Below are 16486 nucleotides of genomic sequence, written 5' to 3' on the forward strand. Positions count from 1 at the left end.
AGGGCACCTGCGAATCAGGTGCCCTTGAACTTTACTTGGCCGATCGTAACCTTGTTATTCGTGAATTTGCACGAGCAGATCGCCCAATGTCTTCATCGCTTCTTCTTCTTGCTCGCCGTCGATTTCCAGCGTTACTTCGTCCTGGGCCGCGATGCCGAGGGTGAGCATGCTGAGCGAGCTTTTGCCGTTCACCTTTTTCCCTTTGTTTATGACGTTTACTTTGCAGGGATACTGGCTGGCCGCCTGCACGAAAGTTTTGATCGGGCGGACGTGAAAACGGCCGGATTCATAATCTTGAATGTTTTCGTGATCATGGTGTTTTAAACTCCTCTCCGATGGTCCTGCACGAAGGATTGAACTTCCTGCTGCCCGCGCATGGCAAGCGATTGTCCGGACAAGGTCTCCCATTCGTTCCGGGACAGCTGTCCGACCAGCTCCCGGGCAGGAAGGATCGAACCGGCGCTCATACTGAGCTCTTGGACGCCGAGGCCAAGCAGCAGCGGAATCGCCGTCAGGTCGCCTGCCATCTCGCCGCATACGCCTACCCATTTTCCTTCTTGCCTTGCCGCTTCGACTACGCTGCGGATCAGCCGCAGGATAGACGGATGGCAGGGCTGATACAGATAGGACACCGTCTCGTTCATCCGGTCGGCGGCCATCGTATATTGAATCAGATCGTTCGTCCCGATGCTGAAAAAGTCGACTTCCTTCGCAAAGATGTCGGCCGAAATAGCTGCCGACGGCACTTCGATCATCATGCCCACTTCGATGGAGTCGGACACCTCCACGCCGGAGGCCGTCAGCTGCCGTTTCTCCTCCTCCAGTATACGTTTCGCTTCCAGCAGCTCGTCCAGTACGGCAATCATCGGGAACATGATTTTCAAATTGCCGTAGCGGCTTGCCCGCAGCAGCGCACGAAGCTGGGTGCGAAAGACATCCTGCCGTTCCAGGCACAGGCGGAGCGCCCTTTGGCCGAGGAACGGATTGCTTTCCTTAGGCAGGTCCAGGTAAGGAAGCTCCTTGTCCCCGCCGATGTCCAGCGTCCGGATCACGACCGGCTTGCCGGCCATTTTCTCCAGCACGTATTTGTAGCTGTTGAACTGCTCTTCCTCCGTCGGCAGCTCGCTGCGGCCCATGTAGAGGAATTCCGTGCGGAACAAGCCGATCCCTTCGGCGCCGTTGTCCAGCGCTTTCTGCACATCTTCCAACTGGCCGATATTCGCGGCAATCTCGATGCGTTGGCCGTCCGCGGTGATCGTCGGCCGGCTCGCCCACTGGGCCAGCTCCGCCTTGCGCCGGTCGTACTTGGCTTTCTTCTCCTTGAACAAGGCAAGCTCCTCCGGGCTCGGGTCGACTGCGAGAATGCCTTCGGAAGCGTCCATCACCACAAGGGCGCCCGCTTCAATGTTCCGCAGATCGGGCCCGACACCCACAATCGCGGGAATATCCAGCGAGCGGGCCATAATCGCCGAATGCGACGTGCGGCTGCCGATCTCGGTTACAAACCCGCGCACCGCCTCCAGATTCAGCTGAGCGGTATCGGAAGGCGTCAAATCCTCGGCAATGATAATGCATTCATCCGTCAATTGGGACAGGTCGCCGCCTTCGATGCCGCGCAAACGGTTCATTACCCGTCCGCATATATCCCGTATATCCGCCGCCCGTTCCCGAAGCAATTCGTCTTCCATCTGGCTCAGCGTCTCAATGAAAGATTGGGACACCTCGTAGAGCGCATATTCGGCGTTTACCGCTTCCTCCCTGATCTTGTCCTCGATGACGTCGATCAGATCCGGGTCCTCCAGGATAAGCAGATGCCCTTCGAAAATTTCCGCTTTCTCGGATCCGAGCTTCTCTTCTGCCGCCGCCCGGATTCGCTCGATCTCTTCCCGTGCTTCCCGGACCGCGTTCCGGAAACGCTGCAATTCGAGTTCGGGCTGTTCCACCGCGCTTCTCTCCGGGATATACGTTTCCGTGCTTAAAACGATCGCTTTGGCAATGGCAAGCCCCGGCGACGCTCCAATTCCTTTCAACTGCTGTGTCAACGTCCACACCCTCCTTGGCGGTTATTTCTGATGCTTGAGCGACTCATAGGCTGCGACGATCCTGCCGTGAAGGGGATGGCTTTCCGGTATTTCCGTATATTGGGTAAGGGTCTTGTGAATCCCCTGTTCCTTCAACGTCTCTTGCAATTGGACCGCTTCCGGGTCTTCCCGGTAATCGAACCGTAAAGCCGCCGCAATCGCATTCGTCAAATGCGGCACTTCCATCCCGAGCGAGTATGCCGTCATCGCCGGGCGAACAAGCCTGTCGTTCGGCGAAAGCTTGCGGATCGGCGAGCGGCCGACGCGGACGACTTCGTCGGTCAGGTACGGATTGCGGAATCGTTCCACGATTTTGTCGATATACCGGCGATGCTCCGCTTCGTCAAAACCGTATTGCTTGACCAGGACGGCTCCGGTCTCGCTCAACACGCCGCGAATCTCGGCCACGATATCCGGATCGCGCATCGTTTCCTGAATGGTGGAATAACCCTTCAGGTAACCGTGGTAGGCGGCGCAGCAATGACCCGTATTGACCGTGAACAGCTTGCGCTCGATATAAGGCCCAAGCTTGTCGACGTAATGGACGCCCTCAATAACAGGGTATCCTTCGGGCAGGACCGAACGGTCGACCACCCATTCGAAAAAAGGCTCTACCGTCACATGAAGCTTGTCCTCGCTTTGCTGGAGCGGTACAATCCGATCCACCGCCGCATCCGGAAAAGCGACACGTTCAGCGGCCCGCTCTTTGACTTCCGGGGCAAGATGCCCGTACACATGTTCCTTGAGCTGCGTGCTTCCGCCGATCGCATTCTCGCAGGCGACAACCGTAAGCGGCCCGGCCGCTCCTTTCAGTCGAAGCTCGATGCCCTTGGCGATGGTCTCCGCGATATAGGGCAAGACGTTAACACCGACAGCCGTCGTCACCAGATCCGCTTCGGCGATGGCCTGTGCCACCCGGTCGCTCTCTTTGCCGTTAATGGCCGAAACGTTCCGCACCACCGTTGTGTCGGCTTGTTCGTTCGCCAGCGTAACTTTGTATTCTCCCCGCTGATTCAACAGGTTCACACGCTCTTCATCGACGTCGACAAATTGCACATGGAATCCCGAACGGGACAGCAGCAGCCCGATAAAGCCCAGGCCGATATTGCCGGCGCCGAAATGAACGGCCTTCATGCGCTCATCCCTTCTTCGAAGATCGCGATCACTTCTTCTTCCGAAGCGGATTGCAAAATGCGCTTCATGTCGTCTTCCTCGGATACGATAGCGGCAACGCCGGAGAGGATCTCCAGATGCTCGTCACCCACCGCTGCGAGCCCGATGACCAGATATGCCGTTTCGCCGCCGAATTCGACGCCGTCCGGAACGACCAGCACGGACATGCCCGTCGAGCGGATCAGTTCTTTGGCATCGTTCGTCCCGTGAGGCATCGCAAGCCCCCCGCCGACGTAAGTAGAAGACACGTTTTCCCGCTCGATCATTTTGTCGATGTAAGCCGCAGGCACATGTCCCGCGTCGACGAGCAGTTGGCCGGCAAGCCGGATCGCTTCAACTTTATCTTGAACCTTTACATTCAGCTTCACTTTTTCTTTGGACAAAATGCTCATGTCTATTCTCTCCATTCCCATTTCGTTCTCAAGAAGGTTTCCAGCTCCAGCGAAAGGAAGGATTTGATCTTGTCCGCCTCCTCTTCCTCCAGCAGCCGGATCGTCTCGGGCAGCAGCAGCATGGCGCTGACTTCGCTCAACACCTCCAGGATTGGACGGCTTAACGACTGAGGCGCGAGCATCAGCAAAATTTGGCGGACTTCGGACGTTCCGTCGGGACCCAGCATAAGAGGAGCGCTCAAGCGGAACAGGGACACGACCGGCTTGCGCACCCACTCGCTTCGGGTGTGGAATAAAGCCAGCTTCGAATCCGGGATGATTTGGCTGCCGTATTTCTCCCGCTGGATGAGCCGCTCCACGATCGTCTCTTCCCGCTGCAACATCCCTTTCGGCAGCCTGGCCAGAATGGCTGTCAATACGGCTTGCAAATGATCGTTTCCGCCCGCAAGATCGAGCGAATATACCGCAAACGAATCCAGCACTTGCACGATTGCCGAAGTGTAGGTGTTGATCAGCTTCAGCCGCTCCCACGGCCCATGATCGTCCGACGGCTTAACGGCGGATGGCGACGGTTTGTTCGCGGCAATCGTGCGGATATAGGCGAGCAGCTTCTCCTTCTCTTCGCGGGTCAGCAACGGACTGATCTTGATGTAGCGATCCGGCTCCACCGGAAGATCGACCGTCGAGATGATCAGGTCATACCGATCTTGCGGAATCCGCGCGGCTTCGTACCACGAGTAATGTCCGACCAGCTCGATCTGCGGAATTTCCTTATGGATACGGACCGCAAGCAGCTTCGAGGAGCCGATGCCGCTCGTGCAGACCAGCAAAGCCCGCACGTTTCGCGGAAACAGCTGCCACCGTTCTACGGACGCTCCGAAATGCATGACGAGATAACCGATTTCCTCATCCGGCACGACGAGATCCCGCCATATTTCATCTGCGGCTTCTCTGACCGCTGCAAACAAAGGCTCGTAATCCTTTTTGATCTGCGCAAGCAACGGATTGCGGATGGCCTTGCCTTCGCGCAGCCGTTCCAAAGCGGGGCCCAGGTGACGGATGAGTCCGTCCAGCAGAGAGCGGTCCTGGTCGAACGGAATGTCCATCCGGCGCCCTACCGCCCGGATCAGATCGACGGCCGTCTCCGCCAGCTCCAATCCGTACTTTTCGAGCAGTATCGCGGAATCATCGGCGGCATATTCCTCCACGTCGTCGAGCAGCTTCTGCACATATTCCTTCTCCGCTTCCGGCCACTCCAGTTCGAAGGCTTCCATAAAGCGTTCGAGCCTGGGATGAGGTTGCCGTTCCCCCGCGCTTGCAACCATCCGGTCGGAGGGGTTGATCCAGTGATTTTGCTGCATGCGCGTGACCGCGACGGAAAGCCGGATAAGCAAACGCGTGTATGCCGCCTCCGGCAGCCGGTTCGGCCACCCCTCCTTCCATTTCCACAGCAGCTTCTCGATGGACAAAAATTGTTTTGCCGACCATGCGAAGCAATTGCCGGGTAACGGGCCACGGGGACGATTGCTCGGAAGAAGTTCCGAACAGATCGGATTCGTCCAAATATTCCTGCGCCAACCTTCCGATCAAGTGGCGTTTGGCGGACTCGTCGCCGGTTATTTCCACTCCGTACCCTCTTCTTCTGACCAATTCCAGACCGTGCTTGCGCAATTCCGGCTCGATTTCATCCAGATCGCGGCTGATCGTCGGAATCGCCGCATTCAGCTGGTGGGCCAGCGCGAAGAGTTTGACGGGCTCGGCTTCCTCAAGCAGCCGGCATATGATGAGCACTTTGCGTTCCTCGGAAGAATAGGTTGCGGTTTCGGAACGGCTGAGCTTCTTTTTAAACCGGGCCACGTCCTCGTCATTTCCTTGAATCGATATGCCGATGCCGGATTTTTTAACCAGCGACAATTGATGCTCCGAGAGGAGAAGCTCGAGCGCCAGCATCTCGCGATGAACGGTCCTTGTGCTGATCTGGACCTCTTCCGCGATCTCGCCGGCTGTAACTTCCCCTTGCCGGTTCAGCAGCACTTCCAATATGCGACGCTGTCGATTGGAGACGATCATGGCCGGCAGTCCTTTCTCCGAGAAACGGACGTAGCGACGACGGTCGATTCGTCGGCGCTGCGTCCTCGGCTCGGCTTATGATTTGCTCAAACGTTGCACAAGCTCATCGTATTCCGCGCTTTTCAGAAAATCGTCGATCGAGATGTGTTCGGCATTCGGCGCTTTCAATTTGGCCCGATCGGTCAGGGAGTTATGGGTGATAACGATATCGGCATCCGCAGGAATATCGTTGATGGCCGTATTCGTAACGGTCACCTTAATATTGGCTTTGTTCATTTTTCTGCGGAGAATGGACGCTCCCATAGCGCTGGAGCCCATACCGGCATCGCAAGCGAAAACGATTTTGTTCACTTCTTCAGCGGATTTGACCGTATTGGCCGCCGGTGCTGCGTCTTCGCCTTTGGACTTCGCTTTCATCTCTTTCATCTTGGCGGTTGCGGACTCCAGATCGTCTTCCTGCCCGCTTCGGCTTGTCTTGAGCAAGACGGAGGCGATCAGGAAAGAGACGAGCGCTGCAGCGAATACCCCGGAGAGCACCGGAATCAGACCGCCTTTCGGCGTCATCGCCAGGTAGGCAAAAATACTTCCCGGAGAAGGAGTCGCGACAAGTCCTGCGCCCAAGAGCGAGAACGTAAAGGTCCCTGCAATGCCGCCGCCGATCGCGGCCAGAATGAGAACCGGCTTCATGAGAATATACGGGAAGTAAATTTCATGAATACCGCCCAGGAAATGGATGATAATGGCACCGGGAGACGATTGTTTGGCCATACCGCGGCCAAAGAGCCAGTACGCAAGCAAGATGCCAAGTCCCGGACCCGGGTTGGATTCCAGCATGAAGATCAGCGACTGACCGGTCTTCGCAGCCTGATCCAGCGCGATCGGACCCAATACCCCGTGGTTGATGGCGTTGTTCAGGAACAGAACTTTGCCGGGTTCGATCAAAATGTTGGCCAGCGGAATCAGATTGTTGTTGATCAGAAATTCCACGCCGTCGGCCAGCGCCCTGCTTACCGTCTGGACCACCGGCCCGACGCCTTTAAACGACGCAAGCGCCAACAGAAAACCGATGATGCCGGATGAAAAGTTGTTGACGAGCATTTCAAATCCGGCGCGCACTTTACCGTCAATCGCCTGGTCGAATTTCTTTAAAATCCATGCAGACAACGGACCCATAATCATGGCCCCGAGCAACATCGGAATTTCGGCTCCGACAATTGCCCCCATTGTGGCGACTGCCCCAATGACGCCGCCCCGCGTTCCGTGGATCATATGACCACCGGTATAACCGATCAGGAGCGGCAAAAGATAAGTCATCATAGGACCGACGAGTGAAGCCAAACTTTCGTTAGGAATCCACCCCGTCGGAATGAACATGGCCGTAATAAAACCCCATGCAATAAAAGCCCCGATATTCGGCATCACCATGCCGCTGAGAAACCTGCCAAAACGCTGAACTGCGACCCGGGCTTTGCTTTCGGAAGTAGTATGCTGGTTGCGCAGCTGACTCATGCATGAACCTCCCTCAATTTCAACTCCAGGGTCTATCATAAACAGGAAGCGCTTACAATATCAATTAAAGAAAAAGCAGCTTTCGTCATGAAAGCTGTTGACAAGATTTTAGATCCGGCGCCGGCAGCCCATAATCGGCGCTCCGAAAGTCGTTGAAACCGTTGTGGCTCAAGCCTTGCGCCCTTGCTGGAACTTCCTGGACGCCCCGGTCCGGCCAACAGGTATTGTCAAAATTACTTAAATATTGCGAACCTCTTCGTTCACCTTTTTTCAAAGAAAGAACCTTTTCATGCCTTTTTCCATACGCTCGCATACTTCGGACGGACCGTTCACGACCATTTCTTTTTGCTTCGTGCCCGTCAAACCGATTTTCCATATGGACTGCAACGTATGTCTCGCCGTAACGAATTGTTTGTCCTTCGTCACCGCCATGATATCTGCAAAGTCATGAAAAATTCTGTTCTCGTGGGCTGCCGCTTTCCGTCGTAATATGGAATGTCACGCCGAACTTGTCCGTTACGATGCCGTAAGCAGGGCTCCAGAATGTTTCCTGTAAAGGCATTCCCACTTGACCGCCTTCCTGGAGGGCTTCAAAATTTTTTCGATTTCAGGGTGTCGTTCGTCGTGATGCAAATGGTCACATGATTCCCCTTTTGCAGCGGTTGACCCGGGAACGTATCGGAAAACATGAGATCCGTTTCGCCGACCTTCAGCAGCGCATGGGCTATACGATCTTTCGCTTCAGCAGGGAGCGGAAACTCGGGATTTTCCGGCATTTCTCCAAACGTTTGGATTCCGATGACTTGGGCGTCCAGCGCTTTCTCATAAAATCGGATCGCTTCTCTTGCATTTCCATCCAGCACGAGGTAAGGGTTCAGTCTCAATGTCAAGATTCATCATCTCCTGGTTCTCGATTATTGGTTCCATCAAACGATCATCTCCGAAACATATTCAACAATTCAAACCGACTATCCTTTACCTTTTTGAAGTTTCAACCCAGAAATTCTTTCTAGCTCCGCTTTATTGTGACCTTTTTGTGAAAGAGGTATACTAAAAGCAAGAGAGAAATCTCTCATTTCAAAGCGAGGAGGACCTCTATGAAAGCGCTTGTATACAATGGACAACATGGCAAAGAACTCGTTGAGAAACCAAAACCGTCTCTCTTGAAGCCAACCGATGCGATTATCAGAATTACGAAAACAACCATTTGCGGCACGGATTTGCACATTCTTGGCGGGGATGTTCCCGCTGTAACAGCAGGCAGAACATTGGGACACGAAGGTGTCGGAATCGTCGAAGAAGTCGGATCGGCCGTCAACAATTTCAAACCGGGGGACAGGGTGCTGATCTCCTGCATTACGTCCTGCGGCAAATGTGATAACTGCAAGAAAAGCTTATATGCACATTGTGAAGACGGCGGGTGGATCCTGGGCCACTTGATCGATGGCACGCAAGCGGAATATGTTCGCATTCCTCATGCGGACAACAGCTTGTATCACATTCCGGAAGGCGTGGACGAGGAAGCGCTTGTTATGCTCAGCGATATTTTGCCTACCGGATTTGAAATCGGCGTACTTTCCGGACAAGTCAAACCCGGCGATACGGTAGCCATTGTAGGCGGAGGCCCCGTAGGCTTGGCCGCGCTGTTGACAGCCCAGTTCTATTCTCCCGCTGAAATCATTATGATCGATCTGGATGACAACCGCCTCGAAGTCGCCCAAAAATTCGGAGCGACAAAAGTGGTGAATTCCTCCGACGGCAAAGCGGTTGAGAAAATATTGGAGCTTACGGGCAATAAAGGCGTCGATGTAGCGATTGAAGCGGTCGGAATTCCCGCGACCTTCGCGCTCTGCCAGGAAATTATCGCCGCAGGCGGACACATTGCGAATGTCGGCGTACATGGCAAAAGCGTCGAGCTTCACCTCGAAAAGCTGTGGATCCGCAACGTCACCATCACGACCGGCCTCGTCAGCACAAATTCGACGCCGATGCTTCTTAATACGGTCAAATCGGGCAAGCTGAAGCCCGAGCAACTGGTGACTCACCGGTTCAGCTTCGATCAGATCGAACAAGCGTACGACGTCTTTAAAAACGCGGCAAAAAACAAAGCGTTGAAAGTGATTATTTCCAACGATTAAAATACTGTTCTCCATCCATTAGGGCTGTCCCGGATTTTGCAGGGGGACAGCCCTTTATATTCGTTTCGCCAACCCTCCCATCAGATCAAGAGCGTTAACGCTTGGCCTTAAGTCATCGGGGGAAATGGTCCAATGGAAAATTTTTCCCCATTTCCTATTGACCGAAAGAAAAAAGTGTAGTAAAGTTTGGTTGTGTTTTTCATTGACTTGATATTCAATCAAAAAAGAGGCGGATTATAAATGACTACTTATCATGTTGACGTCTGTATTGTCGGTGCAGGACCAGCCGGCGCATTCCTTGGATATCTGCTGGCCCAAAAAGGGATTCGAACGCTGCTGATCGAACGGCATGAGGAGCTTGACCGTGAATTCCGCGGCGAACACTTACACGGCGATGTGGCGGACTTATTGAAGAAATACCGGCTTTTTGATAAGGTTCGGAACTGGGGATTTTACCGATGAAGAGGGTTGAATTTTTTATCGGCACCAAAAGGGTCATGTCCGTCACGCCTGACCTGTTCGGTATCGAGCATGTCGGCATTCATTTCCCCCATAAGCACCTGCTTAGCGTACTCATCGAAGAAGCGCAGCAAACCGGTTGTTTGGAATTGCTTATGAAAACGACCGTTACGGAGTTAATCGTCGAGCAAGATCATGTGGTAGGATTAAAAGCGAAAGGTAAAGATGGGGAAGTTGAGGTTCGCAGTAAAATTGTCGTAGGGGCTGACGGAAGATATTCGAGCGTAAGAAAACTGGCGAATATTCCCGCAACAATAGCCAAGCATGGTTATGATGTTCTATGGGCGAAAATACCGGTTCCGTCCGATTGGGAACCGACGATGCGGATCGTGCTCGTCAATCATACCCAAATTACCCTCTTCGCCTGTACCGGAGGTTTTGTCCAGATCGGATGGCAAATTCCCGAAGGATCATTCCCTTCTCTCCGGAAGCAAAATTTTGAGCCTTTTATCGATACGTTATTGAAAGCCGCGCCGGAATTAAAGCCATTCGTCGATCGGCATATTCGGGATTGGAACGATTTTATATGCCTCCCCGTTCAGAGCTGCAAATGTGAAACATGGGTGAAGAATGGCCTGGTCATTATGGGAGACGCTGCGCATACGATGAGCCCGGCAGGCGGAATCGGCGTCAATGCGGCGATGAAGGATTCGGATGTTCTGGCCCCGATCATCTGCGATGCCCTTCAAGCCCAAGACTTTTCCCGCGCGAAATTGATGGCGTTTGAACAGATGCGGCGGGATGAAATCGATAAGCTGCAGGAAGGTCAGGTCCGGCAAGAAAAAGCGATGGAGAAACTAAACAAAAGCATCATGCTGAAGCGCCTTTTTTATTGGAATATGCGGGTTTTGGACAAAATGCCCTGGAAGGGAAAAATATTTGCCAAAATGTATGCCGCCAACAAATAAACGGAGGAACAACGTATGCCCAGAACGGAAGAACAAAATCAACAAATTCGGGACGAACGCCAAGAGCAGATTCTTCAGGCGGCTTTGAAAGTGTTCGCCCGCAGGGGCATGGCCGCCGCCAAAATAAGCGATATTGCCTCTGAGGCGGGATTAAGCCACGGCCTGGTTTACCATTATTTCAAATCCAAGGAAGAGATGTTCACCACGCTGGTCAAAAAGGCATTGCAGGGGTCCGCTCTCGTCATTCAATATGCCAGGCAACAAGCGGGATCCCCTCTGCAACAACTGCGCTGGATGACGCAAATGATTTTGCAAAACATTGCCGGCGAGGGAGCTTATCTCTTTCTGATCATGATACAAGCTTTTACATCCGATGCCGTACCGGAGGAAGTGAAACAGATGATGGACGATGAGCTTGCGTTTTCAGCCATCAAGGCTACCTTGCCCTTAATCGAAGCCGGCCAGCAAACCGGAGAAATCCTGCAGGACGATCCCGAAAAATTGGCGGTGCTGTACTACTCCCTTATTCAAGGTCTGGCCATCAGCAAAATCCAATGGAAGGATTGTCCGATGCCCGATGCGGATATGGTTTTGAGAGTTTTGAAGGCTCGTCCCGAATCATGATTCCAGGCTCATCTACCCGATTATATTTCTTCCCTGCTTGAACCGTGCCGTCTTGTCCCAAATCGGTTCCTTCTTGGTAAGTTTTAATTTGATTTGATAGTAAACGCCTCTTATAAGCAGGAAAAGCCATAATTGGGCATATGAAAAATACATCAAAAACGATACCAATAAATCGATCGGACGAAGTGTTTTATCGGACATCTGCGCAGTAACGAGCTGGACGTAATACATCAGCCATAACTCGAACCAGAGAATGAGCAGCGGAGTCGTCGCCGTACTTTGAACCTTGCCGGCAAGTCCCAATAAAAACCACACATCTGACACAAGCAGAAAAAATACGAAACAGATGTAAACAAGAATGAGCTGCGCCGAATGAATAAAGTTTCTTCCGCGCAGCAATCGCGGATTTTTGATCGTTTTCTCAATCAAATACAGATTTCCCTGCATCCAACGCGTACGCTGTCTCAACCAAACCTTGAAGTTTTCCGGCTCCTGCTCCCATGTTCTCGCATCGGGCACAATCGGCAACAGACCGCCAATGCGGGTTAAAGTCAACGTGAGATCAGCGTCTTCAGCGAGCGCATAAGGGTCGTATCCCCCGACCCGCTCCAGTATGTCGCGACGGATAATGAGATTGGTTCCCGTTAACGAGCCGAGTTTGAACAGTCCCCATCTCCCGGCCTGCATCAGCAATTGAAATGCGGAAAACTCCAAAGCAATCATGCGCGTCAACGCATTCTTCGATTCATTCAACGTCTTCACATACCCGACAGCCCCCACCGCTCGAGGCGTCGTTTCCGCCGCTTCTACAAGAAGCCTAAGCGCTTGAGGCTCGGGCTGATTATCGGCATCGTACACGGCTACATAATCGGATTGGCTGATCGATATCCCGTAATTCAACACCCGAGACTTTCCTCTCGGTGTGCCGGGCGGAACTTCAATATGGTGAATATGAGCATAAGAATCGTCGTAATACTGCGCAATCTCACCCGTCTCATCTGTCGAACTATCGTTCAAAAGATAAATGTGAAGCTCTCCGGGATATTCCAGCTTACTCATCGCATGGAGGGTATCCGCCATGACAACCCCCTCGTTATGAGCCGGAATTAAAACGGCAACGCTCGGATAATGTTTCAAGGGCTTCGTTTTCGGCTTTTTTCTGGCACGAAACAAAAAACCGCCCACTGTAAGAATCGAGTAGTAGAGGACAAGCAGCCAAAAACAAATGGCAACAAAATTTAATACGGTATTCATGATGCTGCATGCCCCCTTCTCCAAGATGCCATAGCCTCAGAGAAAGCCGCGAAATCGTCGGCAACATCATGAATACTGTACACAAAATCGTTCATCGTCAGATTGTATTCCGCATCCACTTTTTGGGCCAGACGCTGCAATACGATCTGAACTCCCTCTTCGCCCGTATTGGACAAAAAAACAATAATGCGATTGTGTCCGCCGTTACCGACCAAATCGTAATTGACTCGCACGGATTGAAGCAATAATTGGGTCAGTTTCTCATAAACCACACGCTTTTGATAATCTTTTTCCCCTAAAACCTCAAACACGACGTAATATGCCTTTTCCCCTCTTCGCTTCATTCCGGAAATAAGAAGCTTCGCTCTTTCCATGAATTCATTAAAAGTCAATATATCCGTGGAAGGTTCTAATTTACGAAGCTCCATGACTTCTTTTTCAAGACTTATGTATCGCTCTCTCGCTTTATTAATTACTATACATCAGCAGCCACGAAGCGACAGCGGACAGCGTGTAAATGCATTGTTTTAAAATTCGGATCATTTGTATATCAAAATTTAATTCTTTCCCCCATGTAACCCCCACGCTGTAAAAACCATGTCCCAGTACATTTACGATAAGCAGAGCAAAGCCGATCCTGGACGAAGTAAACATCGCCAATAAACCGATCAGGAAGCTGGCTGACAACATAAATAAAAGTTCATAAGTATCCAGATAAAGAACTCCTGCTACATTCGACGCACATAAAAGAATAAAGATGTTCATGAAAGTTGTTCTTTGATGCATGCTCCACTATCCTTCTCAAATGCTTTTCATCTACGCTCCGCTGCTCAAACCATTATACAGCCTTTTCGTTTTCTAAAATAGACGACGAAAGCATACAAAGCAAAGCAAAACGGCCTCTGTCCGATGGCATTCATGGACGGAGGCCGCTTCATTTCTTGATTTATTTGTACGGTCTACACGACAGGTTGCAGTTCGCGGTTCAGACCGAGCGTTCGCGCTGTCGAAGCATGAATTTCACGGATAAGCTCCGGATTTTTCGCAAGCGACACGCCGTAAGAAGGAATCATTTCTTTGATTTTCGGTTCCCATGCTTTCAGTTGCTGCGGGAAGCATTTTTCGATGACCTCAAGCATGACGGAAACGGCGGTCGAAGCGCCCGGAGAAGCGCCGAGCAACGCGGCGATCGACCCGTCGGCGGCACTGACAACTTCCGTACCGAATTGAAGCGTTCCCTTTCCGCCGGCGGCCGTATCTTTGATCACTTGCACACGCTGGCCGGCCACCAGCAAATCCCAATCCTCGCTTCTGGCGTTCGGGATAAACTCCCGCAGCTCTTCCATGCGCTTTTCTTTCGATAGCATCACTTGCTGGATCAGATATTTTGTCAGCGAAAGATTTTTGGCGCCTGCCGCGAGCATCGTTATAACATTATGCGGTTTGACAGAACCGAACAAATCGAACATGGAACCGGTTTTCAAGAACTTCGGCGAGAAACCGGCAAACGGTCCGAAAAGCAACGATTTTTATTATCGATAAACCTGGTGTCAAGATGCGGTACAGACATCGGCGGTGCGCCAACCTTAGCCTTTCCGTAGACTTTGGCATGATGCTGCGCTACAATCTCCGGATTATTGCACACCATAAACAGGCCGCTTATCGGGAATCCTCCAATATGCTTTCCTTCCGGGATGCCGGACTTTTGAAGCAAAGGAAGACTTCCGCCGCCGCCGCCGATAAAGACGAATTTTGCCGTATGGCGCTCGACGGCGCCGCTGTCGATATTCCGCACTCTCAATTCCCACAAGCCGTCGCCGGTACGTTTAATATCCTCGACTTTATGTTTGAATTTGATCTCGACGTTTTTACTCTTCAAGTGGTCGAATAGCATGCGCGTTAAAGCGCCAAAGTTGACATCCGTACCGGATTCGATTCTTGTTGCCGCAATCGGTTCATGCAATACCCGGTCTTTCATAATAAGCGGAATCCATTCCGTCAATTTTGCCGGGTCATCGGAAAATTCCATCCCTTGAAACAGCGGATTGCCCGTCATCGTTTCAAAACGTTTTTCAAAACAGCTACATTTTTTTCCCCTTGCACCAAACTCATATGAGGCAACGGCATAATAAAGTCCTGCGGATTGCGAATCAGATTGCTGTTTACAAGATAAGACCAGAACTGCAAGGAAACTTGAAACTGTTCATTTACTTTTACAGCTTTGCTAATATCTATGAATCCGTCCGGTTTTTCGGCTGTGTAATTAAGCTCGCACAAGGCAGCATGTCCCGTTCCGGCGTTATTCCATTCGTTAGAGCTTTCCTCTCCTGCGCTCGCCAGCTTCTCAAACACCGTAATGTCCCAGTCTGGCGCCAATTCTTTCAGCAGCGACCCTAAAGTCGCACTCATGATTCCGGCACCGATCAAGATAACGTCTGTTTTGGTTTGTCCCATTTTTACCGTCCTAACACGCTAATATTTTGAAAAAAAGATATAGCCACTCCTTCTTAGGCTCCACAGCAAGTCAGGGTGCGACCGAGTCACACCCTTGTCCGGATCAATATAACGTAATCATAGTGTATCGCTTCACTATCCGATCATAATATATCACTTCACTATGAATAATGGATTAAGATATTTTCTATTATATGATAGTTATCTTCTATTTTAAAGCCGGTAAATTTAGTGATGGCATGCCATTGCAGGCAAAAAGTACGGTATTGGCCCTAAAAAACCTGGAAATACACAAATTCATGGCCTTAAACCCGGCTGTATGCAAGGATTGTAATTTGGGACTGTATTCCAGAATGCAAGATGTTGTAACGCAAATCCGTTCGTATCGATGTCGTCCGAATATAAAACCGTTCCAGTTCATTACTGCATAATCCGATTTCGGGTAATTTGTAATGTCTTATTTTTCAATTCCGCGATTTCATCGTTACTCTTTTTTATATTTGTCTTTGAGGATACCGGAACCAATCCCCGCACCGACCATCAGAAATAAAGGTCCAAAATTCCATAACAGCTTCCCGCCGAACAACGTAATGTCCATTGGAGTTAATTTATTTAAAGCAAGAACGCCCAACTTTATCAATAACAGGACTACACCTGCTAAAAACAACACATCAAATGTTGCTTTTAATTTTGGATAGGCTAATTTTTTACTATCTTTTATCACTTTCTTGGTCAACTCCTCATCGCTTCTTAATAATTCATCAATCGTCACACCGAAGAGATCGCTTAAGTTAATGATGACTTCAATGCTCGGATAGTTCTGGCCATTTTCCCATTTTGAAACAGACTGTCGACTTACAAAAAGTTTCGCTGCTAATTCCTCTTGGGACCACCCCTTCTTCTTTCTTTCCATTTTTAGCTTCTCTGCAAATATCATTTTTCAGCAGCAACCTTTCTGTTATTTATTCACCATTATTGGATATTCCCAACCGAAAGTAAAGACCGCTTTGGTTGCGGTGCCCCCGCAACCCCTGGTTGCAATTGAAATTCCCTCAAGTCATCTTCGTATTACAGTCGAGTTATCGCCGCAAAAGTCATCTATAAAAAAAGTGACCTGTTGTTCAGGTCACCACCACCGCTACATATTTTAATCTGATCATAACTTGCCGTTACTTGTGATACGGTTCAGCGCGCTGTATTTAACGGCAAGTTTTAACGATAACAATTAGGCCACCAAAAAGGTGGCCATTGTACTTGTTCAAAAATTTATTCTTTTGACATCCCATAAATATTCAAGTAAAATTAAGTTGGAACTGAACCCGAGCCCGTCTCGGTAGTAGGCTCCCACCGGCCCGTACAGGGCC

At 51.0% G+C, this 16486-nt stretch carries 14 protein-coding genes and 3 pseudogenes; 4 read left to right on the forward strand and 13 right to left on the reverse strand.

The annotated features are described in order from the left end of the window. Positions 1 to 54: 54 nt before the first annotated feature. The 8 genes and pseudogenes from PACILC2_RS11095 to PACILC2_RS11130 all read right to left on the reverse strand — a co-directional run bounded on the left by PACILC2_RS11095 (position 55) and on the right by PACILC2_RS11130 (position 8115). The gene (locus tag PACILC2_RS11095; RefSeq protein WP_307860550.1) at positions 55 to 408 is read right to left on the reverse strand and encodes an HPr family phosphocarrier protein; all 354 of its coding nucleotides are present in this window, start codon (positions 406 to 408) and stop codon (positions 55 to 57) included. Then, positions 321 to 2042: a phosphoenolpyruvate--protein phosphotransferase gene (ptsP, locus tag PACILC2_RS11100; protein WP_213528893.1), complete on the reverse strand. Its 1722-nt coding sequence runs from the start codon at positions 2040 to 2042 to the stop codon at positions 321 to 323. The genes PACILC2_RS11095 and ptsP overlap by 88 nt, the downstream gene beginning before the upstream one ends. Before the next feature lie 21 nt (positions 2043 to 2063). Further along, positions 2064 to 3215, reverse strand: coding sequence for a mannitol-1-phosphate 5-dehydrogenase (locus tag PACILC2_RS11105; protein ID WP_213528894.1), 1152 nt, complete (start codon positions 3213 to 3215; stop codon positions 2064 to 2066). Next, entirely contained in the window at positions 3212 to 3646 is a 435-nt protein-coding gene (locus PACILC2_RS11110; RefSeq protein ID WP_062489878.1) for a PTS mannitol transporter subunit IIA, read from the reverse strand. Before PACILC2_RS11110 ends, PACILC2_RS11105 begins: the two co-directional genes overlap by 4 nt. A gap of 2 nt (positions 3647 to 3648) precedes the next feature. After that, positions 3649 to 5115: a BglG family transcription antiterminator gene (locus PACILC2_RS11115; RefSeq protein ID WP_244863443.1), complete on the reverse strand. Its 1467-nt coding sequence runs from the start codon at positions 5113 to 5115 to the stop codon at positions 3649 to 3651. Positions 5116 to 5290: 175 nt separating this feature from the next. Then, a pseudogene (locus tag PACILC2_RS29365) lies at positions 5291 to 5716 on the reverse strand (HTH domain-containing protein); the annotation flags it as partial. Positions 5717 to 5791: 75 nt separating this feature from the next. Then, positions 5792 to 7225 (reverse strand): PTS mannitol transporter subunit IIBC, encoded by a 1434-nt coding sequence (locus tag PACILC2_RS11125; protein WP_213528897.1) that lies wholly within the window; start codon positions 7223 to 7225, stop codon positions 5792 to 5794. Between the two features lie 445 nt (positions 7226 to 7670). Then, a pseudogene (locus PACILC2_RS11130) lies at positions 7671 to 8115 on the reverse strand (VOC family protein). Between the two features lie 207 nt (positions 8116 to 8322). Here PACILC2_RS11130 and PACILC2_RS11135 point away from each other — a divergent pair. The 4 genes from PACILC2_RS11135 (at position 8323) to PACILC2_RS11150 (ending at position 11414) form a co-directional block, all read left to right on the forward strand. Then, a complete protein-coding gene (locus PACILC2_RS11135) occupies positions 8323 to 9363 on the forward strand; it encodes a zinc-dependent alcohol dehydrogenase family protein (protein WP_213528898.1) in 1041 nt (346 codons plus the stop codon). Between the two features lie 240 nt (positions 9364 to 9603). Further along, complete coding sequence (locus tag PACILC2_RS27985) at positions 9604 to 9825, forward strand: FAD-dependent oxidoreductase (RefSeq protein ID WP_213528899.1); 222 nt, start codon at positions 9604 to 9606, stop codon at positions 9823 to 9825. After that, a complete protein-coding gene (locus tag PACILC2_RS11145; protein WP_213528900.1) occupies positions 9822 to 10790 on the forward strand; it encodes an FAD-dependent monooxygenase in 969 nt (322 codons plus the stop codon). Before PACILC2_RS27985 ends, PACILC2_RS11145 begins: the two co-directional genes overlap by 4 nt. A 15-nt stretch (positions 10791 to 10805) precedes the next feature. Next, entirely contained in the window at positions 10806 to 11414 is a 609-nt protein-coding gene (locus PACILC2_RS11150) for a TetR/AcrR family transcriptional regulator (RefSeq protein WP_213528901.1), read from the forward strand. 12 nt (positions 11415 to 11426) lie between these two features. Here PACILC2_RS11150 and PACILC2_RS11155 read toward each other — a convergent pair whose 3' ends face one another. The 5 genes and pseudogenes from PACILC2_RS11155 to PACILC2_RS11175 all read right to left on the reverse strand — a co-directional run bounded on the left by PACILC2_RS11155 (position 11427) and on the right by PACILC2_RS11175 (position 16059). Further along, entirely contained in the window at positions 11427 to 12668 is a 1242-nt protein-coding gene (locus PACILC2_RS11155) for a glycosyltransferase family 2 protein (protein WP_213528902.1), read from the reverse strand. Continuing rightward, the gene (locus tag PACILC2_RS11160; protein WP_213528903.1) at positions 12665 to 13096 is read right to left on the reverse strand and encodes a hypothetical protein; all 432 of its coding nucleotides are present in this window, start codon (positions 13094 to 13096) and stop codon (positions 12665 to 12667) included. Before PACILC2_RS11160 ends, PACILC2_RS11155 begins: the two co-directional genes overlap by 4 nt. Positions 13097 to 13136: 40 nt before the next feature. Beyond that, positions 13137 to 13454 (reverse strand): hypothetical protein, encoded by a 318-nt coding sequence (locus tag PACILC2_RS11165; protein ID WP_213528904.1) that lies wholly within the window; start codon positions 13452 to 13454, stop codon positions 13137 to 13139. A 173-nt stretch (positions 13455 to 13627) separates the two neighbouring features. Next, positions 13628 to 15122, reverse strand: a pseudogene (gene mqo / locus PACILC2_RS11170) (malate dehydrogenase (quinone)). A 484-nt stretch (positions 15123 to 15606) separates the two neighbouring features. Beyond that, entirely contained in the window at positions 15607 to 16059 is a 453-nt protein-coding gene (locus PACILC2_RS11175) for a helix-turn-helix domain-containing protein (RefSeq protein WP_213528905.1), read from the reverse strand. Between the last annotated feature and the right edge of the window lie 427 nt (positions 16060 to 16486).

The sequence above is a fragment of the Paenibacillus cisolokensis genome, from assembly GCF_018403665.1.
Classification (GTDB): domain Bacteria; phylum Bacillota; class Bacilli; order Paenibacillales; family Paenibacillaceae; genus Paenibacillus_AH; species Paenibacillus_AH cisolokensis.